This window comes from Allomesorhizobium aridi (genome assembly GCF_043769475.1).
Lineage (GTDB): Bacteria > Pseudomonadota > Alphaproteobacteria > Rhizobiales > Rhizobiaceae > Allomesorhizobium.
The window spans coordinates 5602629-5619473 of sequence record NZ_CP171729.1 but is presented as its reverse complement, the minus strand read 5'-3'; the positions used below and the strand labels follow the sequence as shown (position 1 = coordinate 5619473).

The following is a 16845-nucleotide window of genomic DNA, read 5'->3' as shown; positions in this document are numbered from 1 at the left end:
GCATCCAGTAGTGTCAACGTCGCCAAGTCCGTAGCGATCAGGCGGCAACGCGGCTGCGTTCTGACGTAATCGCTTGACCAATTTCAGTGCGGAATTCCGGTCCCGATCGGAGTCCCAGCCTCGTTGGCGAAAGCGATGGCGGGCTGCGTCGAATCCCTGGCCAGAATGCCGGCCACGCGCGCATATGCGGTGAACGCCGCTCGCGCGTCCGCCGTTGCCTCCAGGTCAATGATCGCATCGAAGCAGCAGTTCAAGGCCTTCTGGTAGAGTGGGCTTTCCAGCCCCTCGGTCCTGTTCTGCAGGAACGCAAGTGCTTCTTCTACTTCGTAGATCTCGGTCACCGGCCTACCGCGTTCTGGAATGATGCGAACAGGCATATGGAACTGAAGCGTGTTCATGATGGCCGCCCTCTCGCTTCTCCGCTGCAGAGCTTTTGTCAACGCGGCGCAACTCAACAAGTTGCGAACTGCCCCGATCTTTCGGCTGGACGAACCAACGCTAAACAGTAGCGCTGCCGCCGCCAGCATTGTGCGGGACGATCCTGGGCTGCAGGGGTGCATCCTAGAGCAGTCGCGACATCCCCACGAACCTTTCGAAGGCCGGCGTTGGCGTCTTGACAATCGCCAAGCGGGTTCTCTTTATGTTCTCAGCGAGGCGACCTGTCGATTCAGGCCGTGGCTCATGGTCTTCGAAGCATCGCGAGGTAAACGGTCGGGATGGAACCAACAGCCACCATCCTCCATGCGGATCTGGATGCCTTCTATGCCTCAGTCGAGCAATTGCTCGATCCATCACTGTGCGGCAAGCCAATAGCTGTCGGCGGCGGGGTTGTCCTTGCCGCCTCCTACGAGGCAAGGGCCTTTGGAGTTCGCGGCGGTATGCCGGGACGACGGGCGCGCGAGCTTTGTCCGCAACTCATCTTTGTCGGAGGTCATTTCAAGGACTACCAACGACTGGGTGATGCCGCCATCAAGGTGATCAACGACTTCACCCCCCTCGTCGAGCGGATTTCCATCGACGAGGCCTTTGCCGACGTCGCTGGCTGCACCCATCTCTTCGGACCGCCGGCCGAGATCGCGATGGCGATCCGTCGCCGCGTGCGAGCGGAGCTCGGACTGCCGATCTCGGTCGGGGTAGCGCGGACCAAGCACCTGGCGAAAATTGCCTCGCAAGTGGCCAAGCCCGACGGATTGGTGGTTGTCGATCCCGCGACCGAACTCGAGTTCCTTCACGACCTGCCGGTCGAGTTGATGTGGGGAGTTGGTCCCGTCACCAAGGCACGGCTGGCCCAGATCGGCGTGCTTACCATCGGTCAGATGGCAAAGACGCCGGGATGGTCGCTCGAGCGCTTGCTCGGTCCAGCTGCGGGAGCGAAACTCACCGCGCTGGCGTGGAATCGCGATCCACGAGACATCAAGACGCATCGTCGGGCCCAGTCGGCCGGAGCCCAGTCGGCGCTCGGCAAAAAGCCCGCCGAAGAGTGGGTTTTCCGGCCGGCGCTTCGTCATCTTGCGGACAGGGTCGCAAGCCGGCTCAGGGCCAAATCCCGGCCTGGTCGGACCGTGACGGTCCGTGTTCGCTTCGCTGACCTCCACTCGGTCACCCGCTCGCTAACACTCGACGCGCCGATTTCGGCCACCGGGATGCTTGCTGAGATCGCGGAGGAACTCGTGCGCACGGTTCTCGCCGATCACCCTGACGAGAAGACCATCTCGCTCCTGGCAATCTCCGTATCGCATCTCGAGACGCACACGGGACTGCAGCTGGACCTTCCGCTTGGGCTTGAAGACGAAAAGCGCCGTCCCGGCGCCGAAAAGGGCATGGCGCGTTGGGTGGCCGACCGCGCTGTCGACACAATCCGCCAGCGTTTCGGTTGGCAGGCGGTCGGATACGGGTCGGTCGCGTTGGCGACTACCCGTTCCGTCCCCGACGAGTTCCGCCAACTCGCCGAAAAGGACTTGTGACCAGTGTCGTGCCGCGGCGCGGCACAGCGTCAGTAGGCCGTCTCATTGAACAACTCCTCGCGCTTGGACCTACGCTTCAGGTCAATTGCAGGCGATCCAGTCGCATAGCTGCGGCTCGGCGATGTCCTTCCAGGCCTTCGCTCGCACTCTGGCGGATAGCCGGCGGAGCGACTTTTTCGACCCCTTGCCGATCGAGCCACTGATGAGTGCAGATCTTCACATATGAGCCGACCCATAATCCCCCGGTGTAACGTGCCGCACCCATTGTCGGCAGGGTGTGATTGGTCCCACAGCACTTGTCGGAATAGACCACACTTGCCATCGGCCCGATGAACAGCGAACCGTAATTGCGAAGCTTCAGCGCCGTGGCCTGCGGGTCGAGCGTGTGCACCTGCAGATGTTCGGCCGCTATGTGATCCGAATAGGCGACCATTGCGGCCTCGTCCTCACACAGCACAATCTGACCGAAATCACGCCACGCCGGTGCGGCGACGCCCGCCGTCGGCAGATCGAGAAGCTGCCGCTCGACTTCGGCAAGCGTGTCGGCAGCGAGCTTCGCGTCTGTCGTGATCAGCCCGACACGGGTGCGCGCGTCATGCTCGGCCTGTGCAAGCAGATCCGTGGCGATCATGCCGGCGTCTCCGCTCTCGTCCGCAACAACGAAGATTTCGCTGGGGCCGGCGAGCTGATCGATCCCGACCGGGCCGAAAACCTGGCGCTTGGCCTCGTTCACGTAAGCGTTGCCCGGGCCGACGATCTTGTCCACCGCAGGAATGGTCTCGGTGCCGTAGGCCATGGCAGCGATCGCCTGCGCGCCGCCTACCAGGAATATCCGGTCGGCCCCTGCGAGGTGGCACGCGGCGATCATCGCCCGGTGTGCGTTTGGCGGCATGCAGGCTAGGGCCTCGTCGCAGCCGGCAACCTTGGCAGGGACAATAGTCATTATCGGCGCCGAAAGGAGCGGATAGCGGCCTCCGGGCACATAGGCGCCAATCCTTTCAATGGGAATGACGCGATGTCCAAGATGCAAGCCCGGCAAAGGCTCCACGTCAAGTGGCAGAAGAGTGGCAAACTGCGCCTCCGCGAAGGCTCGCACCCGCTCGATCGCGAAGCGCGTATCCGCCAGAGTTTGCTGGTCGAGATCAGAGACGGCGGCCTCGCGCTGATCCATGCTGATCTCGAAACGATCGATCTCGACCTTGTCGAACAGGCGGCTGTAATCCCGTAGCGCTTCATCCCCTCGCGATCGCACCGCCGCCAAGACCTCCTTGACCGTCGCCTCGATCTGGACGGCGTCGCCGGATGCGTCGGTTTTCGGCGCTTTGAGGAAGCGGATTCTGGCGCTCGTCTCGGGGCTCAGTGACATTTCATACTCCGGATGCGTAGGCATAACGGAGAGTGGCCGAAGCCGCCGGACGCGACAATCGGTTGACATCTTGGCGTCTAGTATTCTCACCACGATGAGTTAGTTTTTGTCAGTGGAGGCCCGAATGTCGAAAATCGGAAAGCATCTTAGAGAAATGCGCCGGCGGCGAAATCTCCCGATGCGGGAGTTGGCTGTCAGGTCAGGCATTTCGCATTCCACAATCTCGCTGATCGAGCGCGACCGCATAAGCCCCACGGTCGACACGCTCGGCGCCATCCTCGACGCTTTAGGAACGACGCTGCCGGGCTTCTTCTCTGGAATCCATTCCGGAGTTCCGGCTTCTCCATTCTATCCGGCGCAGGACAGCATCGAGATCGGCAATTCCGACTCGGTTTCCTACCGGATGATCGGCGTCAACTTTCCGAACCGGCATCTGCTGCTGCTCCGGGAAACATACGCACCGGGCGCGGATAGTGGCGAAGCCTTCGCCCATAACGCGCAAGAGGCGGGGATCGTTATCACTGGCGCAGTGGAGGTGACGGTCGGCGATCAGACACGCGTGCTGTTGCCGGGGGACGGCTATTATTTCGACAGCCGGCAGTCGCACCGCTTCCGCAATGTCGACGACCGGCCGAGCGAGATCGTCAGCGCGGTGACGCCGCCGACTTATTGAGGTCGGAATATTCACCATGGCCGAACGCCGTTGGAGAGACCCTGTTGTCGGGGAAGGGCTTGTGCTCTTCTATGGCGTCTCCTGAGGAGGAACAAAGGAAAATGGCCATGGCACTTAGGAATGCAATCCGCACTGTCGGCGCAGCAGGTCTGGCGCTCTCGCTCGCTGCCGGAGCTGCTGCCGCCCGAGACCTCACGATCGTATCCTGGGGCGGAAACTACCAGGATGCACAGAAGAAAATTTACTTCGAACCTTTCGCACAGAAGCTCGGAAAACCGGTTCTCGACGAGAGCTGGGACGGTGGCATCGGTGTCATCGCGGCCAAGGTGAAGGCCGGGGAGGCCAATTGGGATGTAGTCCAGGTCGAGACCGAAGAGCTCGAACTTGGATGCATGGACGGTTTTTACGAGCCGATAGACTGGGAAAAGATGGGCGGCAAGGACAAGTTCCTCGAAGCTGGAGTCCATGACTGCGGCGTTGGCGCCATCGTCTGGTCCACTCTGATCAGCTACGACGGGGACCGTCTGAAAGAGGCGCCGACGTCGTGGGCCGATTTCTGGGATATCGAGAAGTTTCCCGGCAAGCGCGGCTTCCGCCGCGGTCCCAAATACTCGCTCGAATTCGCTCTGATGGCGGACGGCGTGAAGCCAGCGGAAGTTTACGACGTGCTACGCACGCCGGAGGGTGTCGACCGCGCCTTCAAGAAGCTCGACGAGATAAAGTCGGACATCGTCTGGTGGGAAGCCGGCGCACAGCCGTTGCAATTGCTTGCATCCGGCGAAGTTGCCATGACCACTGCCTATAACGGGCGCATTTCAGGCATCAACAAGACCGAAGGCAAGAACTTCAAGGTCGTATGGCCGGGAAGCATCTACGCCATCGACAGTTGGGTGATCCTCAAAGGCAGTCTAAACAAGGACGACGCCATGGACTTTATCGCTTTCGCGAGCCAACCGGAAAACCAGTCCAAGCTGCCGGAATACATCGCCTATGGGCTCCCCCAAAAGGAGGCCGCGGCCGCGGTGCCGGCAGAACAGGCTGCCGAACTGCCGACTGCCGAGGCCAATATGGTGGATGCGGTGGCGCTCGACGGCGACTTCTGGGTTGACAACATTGAAGAGCTCACCAGCCGCTTCAATGCTTGGCTGGCGCAGTAAAGTTCTGCCGCAGACGGAATCCGCTCCGCGTGAGCGGGTTCCTGGCGGGGCGAGCCTACGCGAGCGACGAGTAACCGGTCTCGCATCCGGCAAGAGGGGCAGTTGACGGCTTTCATCAAACTCGAACAGGTCTCCAAGGCATTCGGCACGCTGACCGTTATCGACCGCCTCGATCTTGAGATCACCCGGGGCGAATTCCTGAGCCTGCTCGGTCCTTCCGGGTCGGGCAAGACCACGATCCTGATGATGCTGGCTGGCTTCATCGCACCGTCGAACGGGTCCATCCGGCTTGAAGGCCGCCAGATCGAGCACTTGCCACCGCATCGGCGCAACATGGGCGTCGTCTTTCAGAATTACGCCCTCTTCCCGCATATGACCGTCGCCGAGAACGTCGCCTTTCCGTTGATGATGCGCGGCGCGCCCAAGGCCGACATTGTGAAGCGAGTCGACGCCGCGCTCGACATGGTGAAGCTGTCCCAACTCAAGAACCGCAAGCCGGCGCAACTCTCCGGCGGCCAGCAACAGCGTGTCGCTCTGACGCGAGCGCTTGTTTTCGAGCCGACGGTCGTTCTCATGGACGAGCCGCTGGGCGCTCTCGACAAGCAGTTGCGCGAGCACATGCAGCTCGAATTGCGCGAACTGCACCGCCGTCTTGGGCTCACCATCGTCTTCGTCACCCACGACCAGGGCGAGGCGCTCACCATGTCGGACCGCATTGCCGTCTTCAACGCCGGCAAAATAGAGCAACTCGCCCCTCCCGAGGCGATCTACGACCGGCCGCAGACCCGCTTCGTGGCCGAATTCATCGGCGAAACCAATCTTTTGAGTGGCAAGATCAGGAGTTGGGACGGCAACAGCGCGCACGTGGCTATCGAAGGAGGACCAGTGGTTAGGGTCACGTCCTCCGGCCGCTTGCAGGAAGGCGCTCCGGCGCTGATCAGCCTTCGGCCGGAGCAAGTCTGGTTGTCCAGAACTCCTGGGGCGGTCAATTCCATACCGGTCACGGTGCTCGACACCGTCTATCATGGCGACCATCTCAGGGTCCGCATGGCCGGCGACGGCATCGAACTCATCGCCAGGGTCGAGCGCAAGACCGCCACGTGGACTGTCGGCACAGCCGCTCACGCAACTTTCGAGCCCGATGCATGCACATTGATCGCTCAATAGCGAGCCGACTGAAAGCGCTCGGCCTGGTTCTGCCTCTGATGGCGTTCCTCGCCTTGTTTTTTATCTGGCCGCTGACGACGATGATGGTGACGGCCGTCAGCGACGGCACCGTTCGCGGCGTTCTGCCGGAGACTGCCGCTGCGCTGTCGGATTGGGACGGCGTAAGCCCGCCTGGTCCGGAGCTCGGTGCGGCTCTCGTCACCGATCTGCGTGCACCAAAGGAGGCCATGGCATTCGGTGATGCAGTCAGGCGGCTCAACAGCGAGGTATCCGGCTTCCGCTCGCTGCTCTCCCGCACGGCAAATGCGGTGCGCGACGCGCCGGAAGGCGAGGTGCCTGATCTTGCCGGTATCGATGAGCGTTGGGCCGATCCGAAATACTGGTTTGCGATGAAGCGAGCCATGCCCCGCTATACGGACCGCTTCCTGCTTGCAGCGGTCGATCTGGAGCGCGACGCGAGCGGGAACATTGCGGCAGCCGAAGCGACAACGTCGGCAAACCGTCAGATCATGCTGCGCACGTTCTTCATTGCTGCGGTGGTGACGCTGCTTTGCGCGGCAATAGGGCTTCCCTATGCAATGATCGCGGCGACAAGCACAGGGTGGGTCCGCAACGCGCTCCTGATCGCCGTTCTGCTTCCGCTATGGACCTCCTTGCTGGTGCGCACCGCCGCCTGGTTCATCCTTCTTCAGAACGAAGGCCTCATCAATGACTTCCTGGTCGCATCCGGCCTTACCGCTAGCCCTGTGCAACTCATCTTCAACAGGACCGGCGTCATCATCGCGATGACGCACGTGCTGCTGCCATTTATGGTGCTGCCCATCTATGGTGGGCTTCTCACAATTCCGAAAAATCTGATGCCGGCGGCTGCCTCTCTCGGCGCAAACCGCTTCAAGGCGTTCCGGCACGTGCTTCTGCCCCTTGCCATGCCCGGCTTGATGTCGGGTTCGCTCCTCGTATTCATGGTCGCGCTTGGCTACTACATCACACCGGCGCTCGTCGGGGGCGCCGAGGACCAGATGATCAGCTCGATCATCGCATTCTTCGCCACGGGCACGGCAAACTGGGGCATGGCGGGCGCGCTCGGACTTATCCTGCTCGTCGTGACCACCCTACTTTATTTCCTCTACGGCCGGCTGTCGCGGTCGCCCACCATGATCGGACCGTGAGATGAGCGGCCGATCCAGCCCTGGGCTGCTTGCCGTTCAGATCGTTTTCGGGTCGGCCGTGGTGTTCTTTCTGCTTGCCCCGATAGTCGTCATCCTTCCACTCGCCTTCAATTCCAGCGTCTTCCTCAACTATCCTATCGAGACCTTCTCCTCACGATGGTTCAACGAACTCCAGACTAACGACGTCTGGCGGCGGTCGATCATAAACAGTCTCATTATCGGTAGCGGAGCAACCATCGTCGCGACCTTGCTCGGCACTTTGGCCACACTTGGCTTGCGCAGTACGCACTTGCCCTTCCCGAACACGATCCGCACGGTTTTCCTGATGCCCATGGTCATTCCCGCGGTCGTTCTCGGGGTCGGCATGCAGATGCTCTACGCGCGCCTCGGTTTGGGCAGTTCCTATCCGGGCGTCATCATCGCCCATGCGGTGCTTTGCATTCCATTCGTCTTGGTGAGCGTCTCGGGATCGCTCAACGGCATGGACCCCTGGATCGAGCACGCCGCATCGAGCCTGGGCGCGTCGCCCTCTCGAGTATTTCGCCTTATCACGCTGCCGACGATTATGCCGGGCGTTGTGACGGGCGCGGTCTTCGCCTTCGCCACCTCATTGGATGAGGTGGTGTTGACGCTCTTTGTCGCCGGCCCAAACCAGCGCACTCTGGCGCGGCAGATGTTCGCCAGCATCCGCGAGAACATCAGCCCGGCGGTTGCAGCGGCGGCTTTCGTAATGATCGTAGGCACCTTGTGCCTGGCAGCCTTGGTGGCATTCATCAGGTGGCGCCGACAGAGCGCGCTCAAGCCATTGGAGCCTGCCTGAGCCTCACGAGCGGCATCCCGGGTTCACCTTACCGCTCGACCGGCAGGATGCGCCAGACAGAAGGCGGCCTTATCCCATGCGAGAAATGTAAGATGTGAAATATATTTCTGCATGTGAATTTTATTGACAAACCGGTAAACTCCTGCGATTGATCGACCACTGAGCCTCGGGAGGAGGTTTGGTTCATCAACCCACAAGCGGCGGCACGTAAGTGTCCGGCCGCCCAATTGACCAGGCTTCGGCCGAGGGAGGACTCTTGCGCAAATTTTTGAGCATGCTCGCCATTTCGGCGGCAGCCACCACGCTGTTGGGGGCAAGCCACGCCGCGGCCCAGGCCGCCAACCCGTTCAAATGCGAGCCGGGTGAAAAATACGTCATGAACGTCATGGTTTCCGGCGTCGAATACTGGTTCCCGGTCTATGAGATGTTCAAGCAGGCCGGGCAGCAGTTCGGCTGTGAGACCGAATACACCGGCACACCCGAATATGACGTGAACAAGCAGATCGCGACATTCGACCAGGCGCTGGCCCAGAAGCCGGCCGGCATCCTTGTGCATCCGATGAACTCCGATCCGTTCATCGAGCCGATCAATCGGGCCATCGACCAGGGGACGGCGGTGGTCACGTTCGCCGCGGATTCCCCGAACTCCAAGCGGGTGTCCTACATCACCTCCGACAACGTCGCCGAAGGCACCTATGCCGCCGATGCAGTCGCCAAGGCGATGGACGGCAAGGGCGAATACGCCGTCCTCGAAAATCCCGGACAGGACAATCACGACAAACGCATCTCCGCCTTCATCGCCCGCATGGAAGCCAAGTGGCCGGATATGAAGCTCGTCGGCCGTGCGGCCTCGAACCAGGATCCGACAAAGGCCTACCAGGCCGTGCTGAGCTTGGCGCAGGCCAATCCCAATCTCGGCGCGGTCTTCATGCCGGAAGCCAATTCGGCGATCGGCGCCGCCCAGGCGGCAAATGAAGGCGGCGGCAAGATCAAGGTCATGCTAGCCGACGTCAACGCGAAGATCCTCGACATGATCAAGGCCGGCGAGATCTTCGGCTCGGTCAACCCCAATCAGGGAATGCAGGGCTATATGGGCTTCATGCTGTTGTGGCTGGCCAAGCACCCCGACTTGATTGACCCAATGAATGATGCCAAGCGCTCCGGCTTCAACGGAATGAGCGTGCCATTCGTGGACAACGGGTTCTCCATCGTCACCGCCGAAAACGCTGACGATTTCTACTGGGACAAGTATCTCAAGCGGCGCGGCACCAAGGGCATCGAGGAATAAGGCCTCGCCACATTCTGCCTTCAGCGCTCTTCGGAGATGTTCAAACCGGACGGGGCGCTCGCGCCCCGTCGACCGGACAATTATCGTCAATATCAACGCTGCAGGGGGACGGAGTGACTGCCGCCGCCATTCTTGAAATTCGTGACATCTCGAAATCCTTCGGTGCGATCAAAGCGCTGACCGGGGTCGATTTCACGCTGCAACGCGGCGAGATTCACGCGCTGTGCGGCGAGAACGGCGCGGGCAAGTCGACGCTGATGAACATCATCGCCGGCATTCTGCAGCCCGACGAAGGCACGATCCGTCTCGAAGGGCAGAACGTCACGATCGCGTCGCCGTCCGCCGCGCAGCGGCTTGGCATAGGCCTCGTGCACCAGGAGATCGCGCTTTGCCAGGATGCCACCGTCGCCGAGAATATCCTCATGGCGGCCATCAACAAGCGGCGCGCGCCGCTTATGAATTTTCCCCAACTCTGCGCCGAAGCGCAGAAGGTGATGGACCTCTTGGCGCGGATCCCGGTCGAGACGCAGGTAGCCGACCTTTCTATCTCGAACCAGCAACTGGTGGAAATCGCCAAGGCGCTGACGCTGGACTGCCGCGTGCTGATGCTCGACGAGCCGACGGCCGCGCTGACCGAGACCGAGGCGCGGCGCCTCTTCTCAATTGTCCGCGATCTCAAGGCGCGCGGCATTTCAATCATCTACATCAGCCACCGCATGGCCGAGATCTTCAGCCTGTGCGACCGTGTCACAGTTTTCCGTGACGGCAGATATGTGTCGACCGATTTGATCACATCAGTCACGCCCGACGATGTCGTGCGCAAGATGGTCGGGCGTGAAATCACGCAGCTCTACCCCGAAAAGCGCTCGGCTGAACGGCGCGCCGCTCGCCCGGTTCTCTCCGTCGAAAACCTCTCCTATCGCGAGGGGTCGAGCGGCGTCAGCTTCGAGGTCCGCGCCGGCGAGATTCTCGGCATCGGCGGCTTGATTGGAGCCGGTCGCAGCGAGATTGTGCAGTCCGTTTGCGGCTTGCGCCCAAAGCTGTCGGGATCGATCAAACTCAATGACGAACCGGTCAGCATCGGGACCTACAGCGACGCCGTGAGCGCCGGCCTGGTCTATCTTTCCGAGGACCGCAAAGCGTCCGGCCTGTTCCTGGACTTATCGATTGCGTCCAATATCTCCGCACTGGACCTCCGGAAACTAACGACGCCCCTTGGGCTGCTCGATCGCCGCGCCGAGGCGAGGCAAGCCGCCGACCTGGCGGAGCGCCTCGGCGTGCGCATGGGTGGCATCGAGACCGAGGTGTCGAAGCTCAGCGGCGGCAATCAGCAGAAGGTAGCAATCGCCAGGCTTCTTTCGGTAGATCCCAAGGTGGTCATTCTGGACGAGCCCACGCGCGGGGTCGATGTGGGCGCAAAGGTGGAAATTCATCGCCTGCTTCGCGACCTTGCCGACCGTGGCGTCGGCGTCATCGTGATTTCATCCGAACTACCGGAGCTGATTGGGCTCAGCGACCGCGTGCTCGTCATACGTGAAGGCGTCATCGCCGGTGAATTGCCGGCGGACGAATTGACTGAAGAGGCGATCATCATGCTCGCCTCTGGCGTCCGGCAGCAACCATCAAACGCAAGGGTGGCCCAGAATGTCGCTTGAACGAGCCGGAGGAACCCTCATGGATGCCGAAATCAAAGCGAGCGCTCCAAGGCTTGGTGGGCGCAACTGGCTGCGTTTGGGGTCGATGCGCGAGGCCGGACTGATCCTTATCATCCTTGCGCTCTGCATCGCGATGACGTTCGCCTCCCCCACTTCCTGACATGGGGAAATTTCCGGGCCATGCTGATGAGCTTCTCCATCGAGGGCATCGTCGTGGTCGGCATGACGATACTCCTCATCGTCGGCGGCATCGACCTTTCCGTCGGCTCGGTGGTTTGCTTCTCCATGGTCGTGTCAGGCGCTCTCTTTTTGATGGGTTTGGACCCATGGACCGCAAGCCTTGTCGGGATAGGCGCCAGCGCTCTGATCGGTGCGGCGATGGGCTTCTTCGTAACCGTAATTGGCCTCAATCATTTCATCACATCGCTGGCGGCGATGGTGATCGTGCGCGGTCTTTGCCTTGTCATCACCAAGGGAACCCCGCTGTCGCTGTTCACTCTGCCGCCGGGCTTCAAGGCGATCGGCCAGGGAAGCTTCGGCAACGTGCCCTATGTCATCATCATCTTTGTCGTGGTCGTGGCTATCTTCGATTTCCTGCTTCGGCGCGCCACGGCCTTCCGTAAGGTCTTCTATACCGGCAGCAACGAGAAAGCGGCCCAGTTCTCAGGCATCAAGACCAAGCGGGTCAAATTCTGGGTGACGGTCCTCTGCTCCGCTCTCGCTGGCTTCGCAGGCGTCATCTACATGTCGCGCTTCGGTGCAGCGACCCCAACCTTCGGCGCTGGCATGGAGCTCAACATCATCGCCGCGGCGGTGATCGGGGGAGCGTCGCTCAATGGCGGCTCGGGCACCATTTTCGGCGCCATATTGGGCATGGCGCTGCTCTCGGTCGTCACAAGTTCGCTGATCCTGCTCGATGTCTCGGTCTACTGGCAAGACATGATCAAGGGGTGCATCCTGCTTGCGGCCGTATCGATCGACCATTTCCTGCACCGCAAGAAATCCTGAGCCGCAGCGCGAGAGTTGAGCATCCATCATGGCACCGACCAATTCGCGGGACGACATCACGATCGTCCGCCAGATGTATCAGGCGCTTGTGCTTCACTACATGGAAGGCAAGACGCAGGCTGAAATCGCCAAGGAGCTCGGCATCTCGCATGCGACCGTCAATCGCCTGATCAAACGCGGTCATCAACTCGGACTTGTCGAGATCAAAATCAAGTCGCCGGTCGAGCAACTGGTCGACATCGAGGCGCGACTTGTCGCGGTAGGTGGAATCCAAAGGGCCGTCGTCGTCCCTTCCGTTTCGGACAATCCGCAGACTGCGCTCCAGCGCGTCGGCGAGGCTGCGGCCAGGCTGGTGCTCGAGACGATCAAGGACGGCGACACGATTTCCATCACGGGGGGCAAGGGCGTGAGCGCCGTCGTCGCCGGCCTCATGCCGAACCGCAGCTACGACGTCGAGGTCGTTCCCGCGACCGGCTTGGTCCAAGGCAAGCACTACACCGACGTCAATCATGTCGCGTCGCTGATGGCCGACAAACTCGGCGGGCGCGCCTACCAGATCCACGCGCCGCTGTTTGCCGACACCCCGGCCCAACGCAACATGCTGATGGGCGTCCGGGCCGTTTCGGATGTTTTCAGCAAGGCGCGGGAAGCCACGCTCGCGGTCGTAGGCATCGGCTCCATTCTGACCGATGATTCGAGCTACTACGATCTGCACCCATCCCCGAGCGCCGATCGGCTGGCCATCGAACGCTCGGGCGCAGCGGGCGAATTGCTCGCCCATCTCATCGACAGCAACGGCAAGGTCGCGGACTACAGCCTCAACCGCTCACTCGTTTCGCTGACGCTCGAGGAGTTCGCGACAATCCCACGCTCGATCGGCGTCGCAAGCGGCGCAAGCAAGGTAGTCCCGATCCTCAGCGCCATGCGCGGCTCCCACCTCGATACCATCGTAACCGACGAAACCACCGGCCTGAAGATCCTCGAACTTGCCGAAGGAAATGCAGCATGAATTCTCGACAAGTAGCCCGCTCAATCGGCAAATCTGGCGTTATCGCTTCGGCCGTGGGGCTCGGCACATGGGCCATAGGCGGGTGGATGTGGGGCGGCACGGATGAAGCAGAGTCGATCGCTGCGATCCAGGCGTCTATCGACGCCGGCATCTCGCTGATCGACACCGCTCCGGCTTACGGCCTTGGCCGTAGCGAGGAGATCGTCGGCAAGGCCATCAAGGGCCGGCGTGACCGAACGGTCATCGCCACCAAATGCGGCCTGAACTGGCATTCAAAAAAGGGCAACCACTTCTTCGATCAGGACGGAAAGCCCGTGAACCGGTATCTGGGCGCCGACGGCATTGCCTATGAAGTGGACCAAAGCCTGAGGCGGCTGGGAACCGATTACATCGATCTCTACATCACCCATTGGCAGGACCCGACGACCTCCATCGCCGAGACGGTGGAAGCGCTCGAACGCCTCAAATCAGCTGGCAAGATCCGCGCAATCGGCGCAAGCAATCTCAACGCCGCCGAGTTGCAGCAGTATGTAGCCGCCGGTCAGCTCGACGCGATCCAGGAAAGACATTCGATGCTGGATCGCGAGATTGAGCAGACCCTGCTGCCGATCGCACGCCAGCATCAAGTCTCCGCGCTCAGCTACTCGTCGCTCGCGCTCGGCCTGCTTTCGGGCGCGATCGATCCGGCGCGTGAGTTCAGCGGCGATGATCAGCGCAAAGACAATCCGCGCTTCTCCCAGGCCAATCGGCGCAAGGTAGCTGCTTTGAAGCGGGCCCTGGCGCCAGTTGCCGACGGCCATCAAGCGACGATGGCGCAGATCGTCATCGCCTGGACCCTTGCGCAGCCCGGCATCACCTTCGCACTGTGTGGGGCGCGAAACGCGAAGCAGGCGGTCGACAACGCCAAGGCAGGGGAAATCTCGCTGAGCGCCGCGGAACTGTCGGCCATCGATGCAGCGGCGGGAGAGCATCTCGTGGCGATGGATGCGTGATAGAAAGCGCGTCCAGAGATGAATCGCATCCAGACGATCGCCGGCTTGCGCGACAACCCCGACATTGACGTGCTCGTCATAGGCGGAGGCATCAACGGCATCAGCGTGTTTCGCGAACTCGCTTTGCAGGGCGTTGACGTGCTGCTCGCGGAAAAAGACGACTATTGTTCAGGCGCCAGTGCAGCCCTCTCGCGCATGGTTCACGGCGGCTTGCGCTATCTTGAAAATGGCGAGTTCAAGCTTGTCAGGGAGTCGCTGCTCGAACGTGATCGGCTGCTGAAGAACGCGCCGCACTACGTAGCGCCATTGCCAACCACCGTGCCGATCTTCGACCTGTTCTCAGGCATTGCAAACGGCGCAGTCCGTTTCCTTGGACTTAGCCGCCGCCCCGGCCGGCGCGGCGCATTGGTCATCAAAGCCGGCCTTGCAATGTATGATTTCTTCACCGCCGCACGGCGTATCGTGCCGTCGCACAAATTCAGAAGCCGCGCCGAAACGCTCAAAGTTTGGCCCGCAATAAATCCTGCGATCCGGAATTCAGCGACATACTACGACGCCTGGGTCAGCCACCCCGAGCGGGTCGGCACCGAGATGCTGCGCGACACCATGGAGGAACAGCCGCCCGCTCGAGCGCTCAACTATGCGCGTGTATCGCTCGAAGGCTCGAGTCTGGTGCTTAACGATCAGCTGTCTGGCGAAACCGTGGCCGTAAAGCCGCGACTCATCGTCAACGCCACCGGCGGCTGGATCGACCTGACCAATTCGGCGATCGGAGCCGTAGCTCCGAAGCTCGTGGGCGGCACCAAAGGTTCGCATCTGATCGTCGACAATCGCGAGCTTCATGACGCGCTCGACGGTCATATGATTTATTATGAGAACGAGGATGGCCGCATCTGTATCCTGTTTCCCTATCTCGGCAACGTCCTTGTCGGCTCGACGGATATCCGTGTCGACGATCCCGACCAGGTGCGCTGCGTGGATGACGAGCGGCAATACATATTGCAGTCCCTGGCTTTCGTGTTTCCCGAGATCGAGATCCCCGATGCAGATATCGTCTTCCAGTTCACCGGGGTCAGGCCGCTGCCGATAAGCGAAGACAGTTTTACCGGACGTATTCCCCGCGATCATTTCTGCGAACTCGTCGAAGCGACCGGCTCGCTACCGCCGACGCTCTGCATGATCGGCGGGAAATGGACGACCTTTCGCTCGTTCGGCGAACTGGCGGCCGACATTGTTCTCGATCGATTGGGTCGGCAGCGGATCATTGGCACCGAAAACATGCCGATCGGCGGCGGTCGGGATTTTCCCGCTGCGCCCGAAAAGTGGTGCGCCGAACGCGCGGCGACGCACGGCCTGCCGGTGGAACGCATTCGGAGCCTTTTCGAGCGCTATGGCACCGCAGCGGACGCCATCGCGGCTCACACCGCAGCAGGACATGATCAACTCCTGCCCGGCGGCGACTACTCGGCCCGCGAGATCCGCTATCTTATCGCCAATGAGTATGTCGAGCGACTGGCGGACTTGCTGCTGCGCCGCACGACAATCGCCATCACAGGTACTCTATCGACTGACCTTCTCGACGCGGTTCTCGATATTCTCGCTGTAGAAAAGAACTGGGGAGCCGCACGCAAAGCGTCCGAGCGCGCCGATTTTCTCGCCCTGTTAAAACGCCAGCATGGCGTGGATCTCGATCAACTGTCCCAAAAAGACGAAAGAAGGAGCGCCGAATGCGCATCAGCAAAAAAGTCCGCATGAACCGACTGTTCGGCGGAGGGCGCTGTCTCGACGTCGCAATCGACCATGGCGTATGCAACGAGCCGTCGTTTCTGGAAGGGCTCGAGGACATGGCCGGCGTGGTTACCCAGTTGGTCGCCGCGGGACCTGACGCCATCCAGATGAACTATGGCCAAGCCGATCTGCTGCAGTCCTTGCCTGGCAAAGACAAGCCGGCATTGGTTATGCGAATTGACATGGGCAATCCGTATAACAAGACACGCCATCGCTCGATGTGGGCCATCCTGCAGAACGAGGCGGAGCCCCTGATCGGCGCGCTGGAAATGGATGCGGCTTGCGTCGTCGTCAATCTGTTCATGTTGCCCGACGAGCCGGACCTGTTTCGGCAATGCGTCCAGAACATTGCTCGCGTTCGCGCCGAGTGCGAAAAATACGGCCTGCCGCTGATGATAGAGCCGCTGGCGATGCTGCCCAATTCGGAACGCGGAGGCTACATGGTCGACGGCGACCCCGAAAAGATCGTCACCCTGACCCGGCTCGCCAGCGAGATGGGCGCCGACATCATCAAGGCGGACCCGACCACCGATCCAGACGATTTCCATCGAGTGGTGGCAGCGGCGCGCTGTCCCGTCCTGGTGCGAGGCGGAGGCAGGGAGGATCTGCGCGCCGTCTTCGACAAGTCGGTGGCCCTGATGGCGCAGGGAGCGGCAGGCATGGTCTATGGCCGCAACATTTACCAGCACTCAAACCCCCGTGCAGTCGTGAAAGGGTTGATGGCGATCATTCACGAGAATGCCGACGGCGCGGCAGCCTGGGAGCTCTACCAGCAAGGATAGTCTTTGA

Annotated in this window: 14 protein-coding genes and 1 pseudogene; 13 read left to right on the top strand and 2 right to left on the bottom strand. The window is 61.2% G+C overall.

What is annotated here, in order from left to right; translation table 11 throughout:
• Nucleotides 1–83: 83 nt before the first annotated feature.
• Nucleotides 84–527, bottom strand: coding sequence for a DUF982 domain-containing protein (locus ACG873_RS29785; RefSeq protein ID WP_394889434.1), 444 nt, complete (start codon nucleotides 525–527; stop codon nucleotides 84–86).
• A 189-nt stretch (nucleotides 528–716) separates the two neighbouring features.
• Between ACG873_RS29785 and dinB the strand changes: the two genes are divergently transcribed.
• On the top strand, nucleotides 717–1964 hold the full coding sequence (gene dinB, locus ACG873_RS29780; protein WP_394889433.1) for a DNA polymerase IV: 1248 nt from the start codon (nucleotides 717–719) through the stop codon (nucleotides 1962–1964).
• A 76-nt stretch (nucleotides 1965–2040) separates the two neighbouring features.
• On the opposite strand, the gene hisD is transcribed toward dinB, so the two are convergent.
• Nucleotides 2041–3330, bottom strand: a complete 1290-nt coding sequence (gene hisD / locus ACG873_RS29775) for a histidinol dehydrogenase (RefSeq protein ID WP_394889432.1) — start codon at nucleotides 3328–3330, stop codon at nucleotides 2041–2043.
• A 124-nt stretch (nucleotides 3331–3454) separates the two neighbouring features.
• Here hisD and ACG873_RS29770 point away from each other — a divergent pair, with 124 nt between their 5' ends.
• From ACG873_RS29770 to ACG873_RS29715, 12 genes and pseudogenes are all read left to right on the top strand, one after another.
• Complete coding sequence (locus tag ACG873_RS29770; RefSeq protein ID WP_394889430.1) at nucleotides 3455–4003, top strand: cupin domain-containing protein; 549 nt, start codon at nucleotides 3455–3457, stop codon at nucleotides 4001–4003.
• Between the two features lie 107 nt (nucleotides 4004–4110).
• Nucleotides 4111–5160 carry an ABC transporter substrate-binding protein gene (locus ACG873_RS29765; RefSeq protein ID WP_394889429.1) on the top strand — a complete coding sequence of 350 codons (1050 nt, stop codon included), beginning with the start codon at nucleotides 4111–4113 and terminating at the stop codon, nucleotides 5158–5160.
• Nucleotides 5161–5262: 102 nt separating this feature from the next.
• Nucleotides 5263–6327, top strand: coding sequence for an ABC transporter ATP-binding protein (locus tag ACG873_RS29760; protein WP_394889428.1), 1065 nt, complete (start codon nucleotides 5263–5265; stop codon nucleotides 6325–6327).
• Nucleotides 6306–7496 (top strand): ABC transporter permease, encoded by a 1191-nt coding sequence (locus ACG873_RS29755; RefSeq protein WP_394889426.1) that lies wholly within the window; start codon nucleotides 6306–6308, stop codon nucleotides 7494–7496. Before ACG873_RS29760 ends, ACG873_RS29755 begins: the two co-directional genes overlap by 22 nt.
• Before the next feature lies 1 nt (nucleotide 7497).
• On the top strand, nucleotides 7498–8316 hold the full coding sequence (locus ACG873_RS29750; RefSeq protein ID WP_394889425.1) for an ABC transporter permease: 819 nt from the start codon (nucleotides 7498–7500) through the stop codon (nucleotides 8314–8316).
• A 256-nt stretch (nucleotides 8317–8572) separates the two neighbouring features.
• Nucleotides 8573–9604 carry a substrate-binding domain-containing protein gene (locus ACG873_RS29745; protein WP_394889424.1) on the top strand — a complete coding sequence of 344 codons (1032 nt, stop codon included), beginning with the start codon at nucleotides 8573–8575 and terminating at the stop codon, nucleotides 9602–9604.
• A 113-nt stretch (nucleotides 9605–9717) separates the two neighbouring features.
• Nucleotides 9718–11259: a sugar ABC transporter ATP-binding protein gene (locus ACG873_RS29740; protein WP_394889423.1), complete on the top strand. Its 1542-nt coding sequence runs from the start codon at nucleotides 9718–9720 to the stop codon at nucleotides 11257–11259.
• A gap of 19 nt (nucleotides 11260–11278) precedes the next feature.
• A pseudogene (locus tag ACG873_RS29735) lies at nucleotides 11279–12267 on the top strand (ABC transporter permease).
• A 28-nt stretch (nucleotides 12268–12295) separates the two neighbouring features.
• A complete protein-coding gene (locus tag ACG873_RS29730) occupies nucleotides 12296–13276 on the top strand; it encodes a sugar-binding transcriptional regulator (RefSeq protein WP_394889422.1) in 981 nt (326 codons plus the stop codon).
• Entirely contained in the window at nucleotides 13273–14268 is a 996-nt protein-coding gene (locus ACG873_RS29725; RefSeq protein ID WP_394889421.1) for an aldo/keto reductase, read from the top strand. The genes ACG873_RS29730 and ACG873_RS29725 overlap by 4 nt, the downstream gene beginning before the upstream one ends.
• A gap of 18 nt (nucleotides 14269–14286) precedes the next feature.
• Nucleotides 14287–16023, top strand: a complete 1737-nt coding sequence (locus ACG873_RS29720) for a glycerol-3-phosphate dehydrogenase/oxidase (protein WP_394889420.1) — start codon at nucleotides 14287–14289, stop codon at nucleotides 16021–16023.
• On the top strand, nucleotides 15996–16838 hold the full coding sequence (locus ACG873_RS29715; RefSeq protein ID WP_394889419.1) for a class I fructose-bisphosphate aldolase: 843 nt from the start codon (nucleotides 15996–15998) through the stop codon (nucleotides 16836–16838). The genes ACG873_RS29720 and ACG873_RS29715 overlap by 28 nt, the downstream gene beginning before the upstream one ends.
• The last annotated feature ends 7 nt before the right edge of the window (nucleotides 16839–16845 follow it).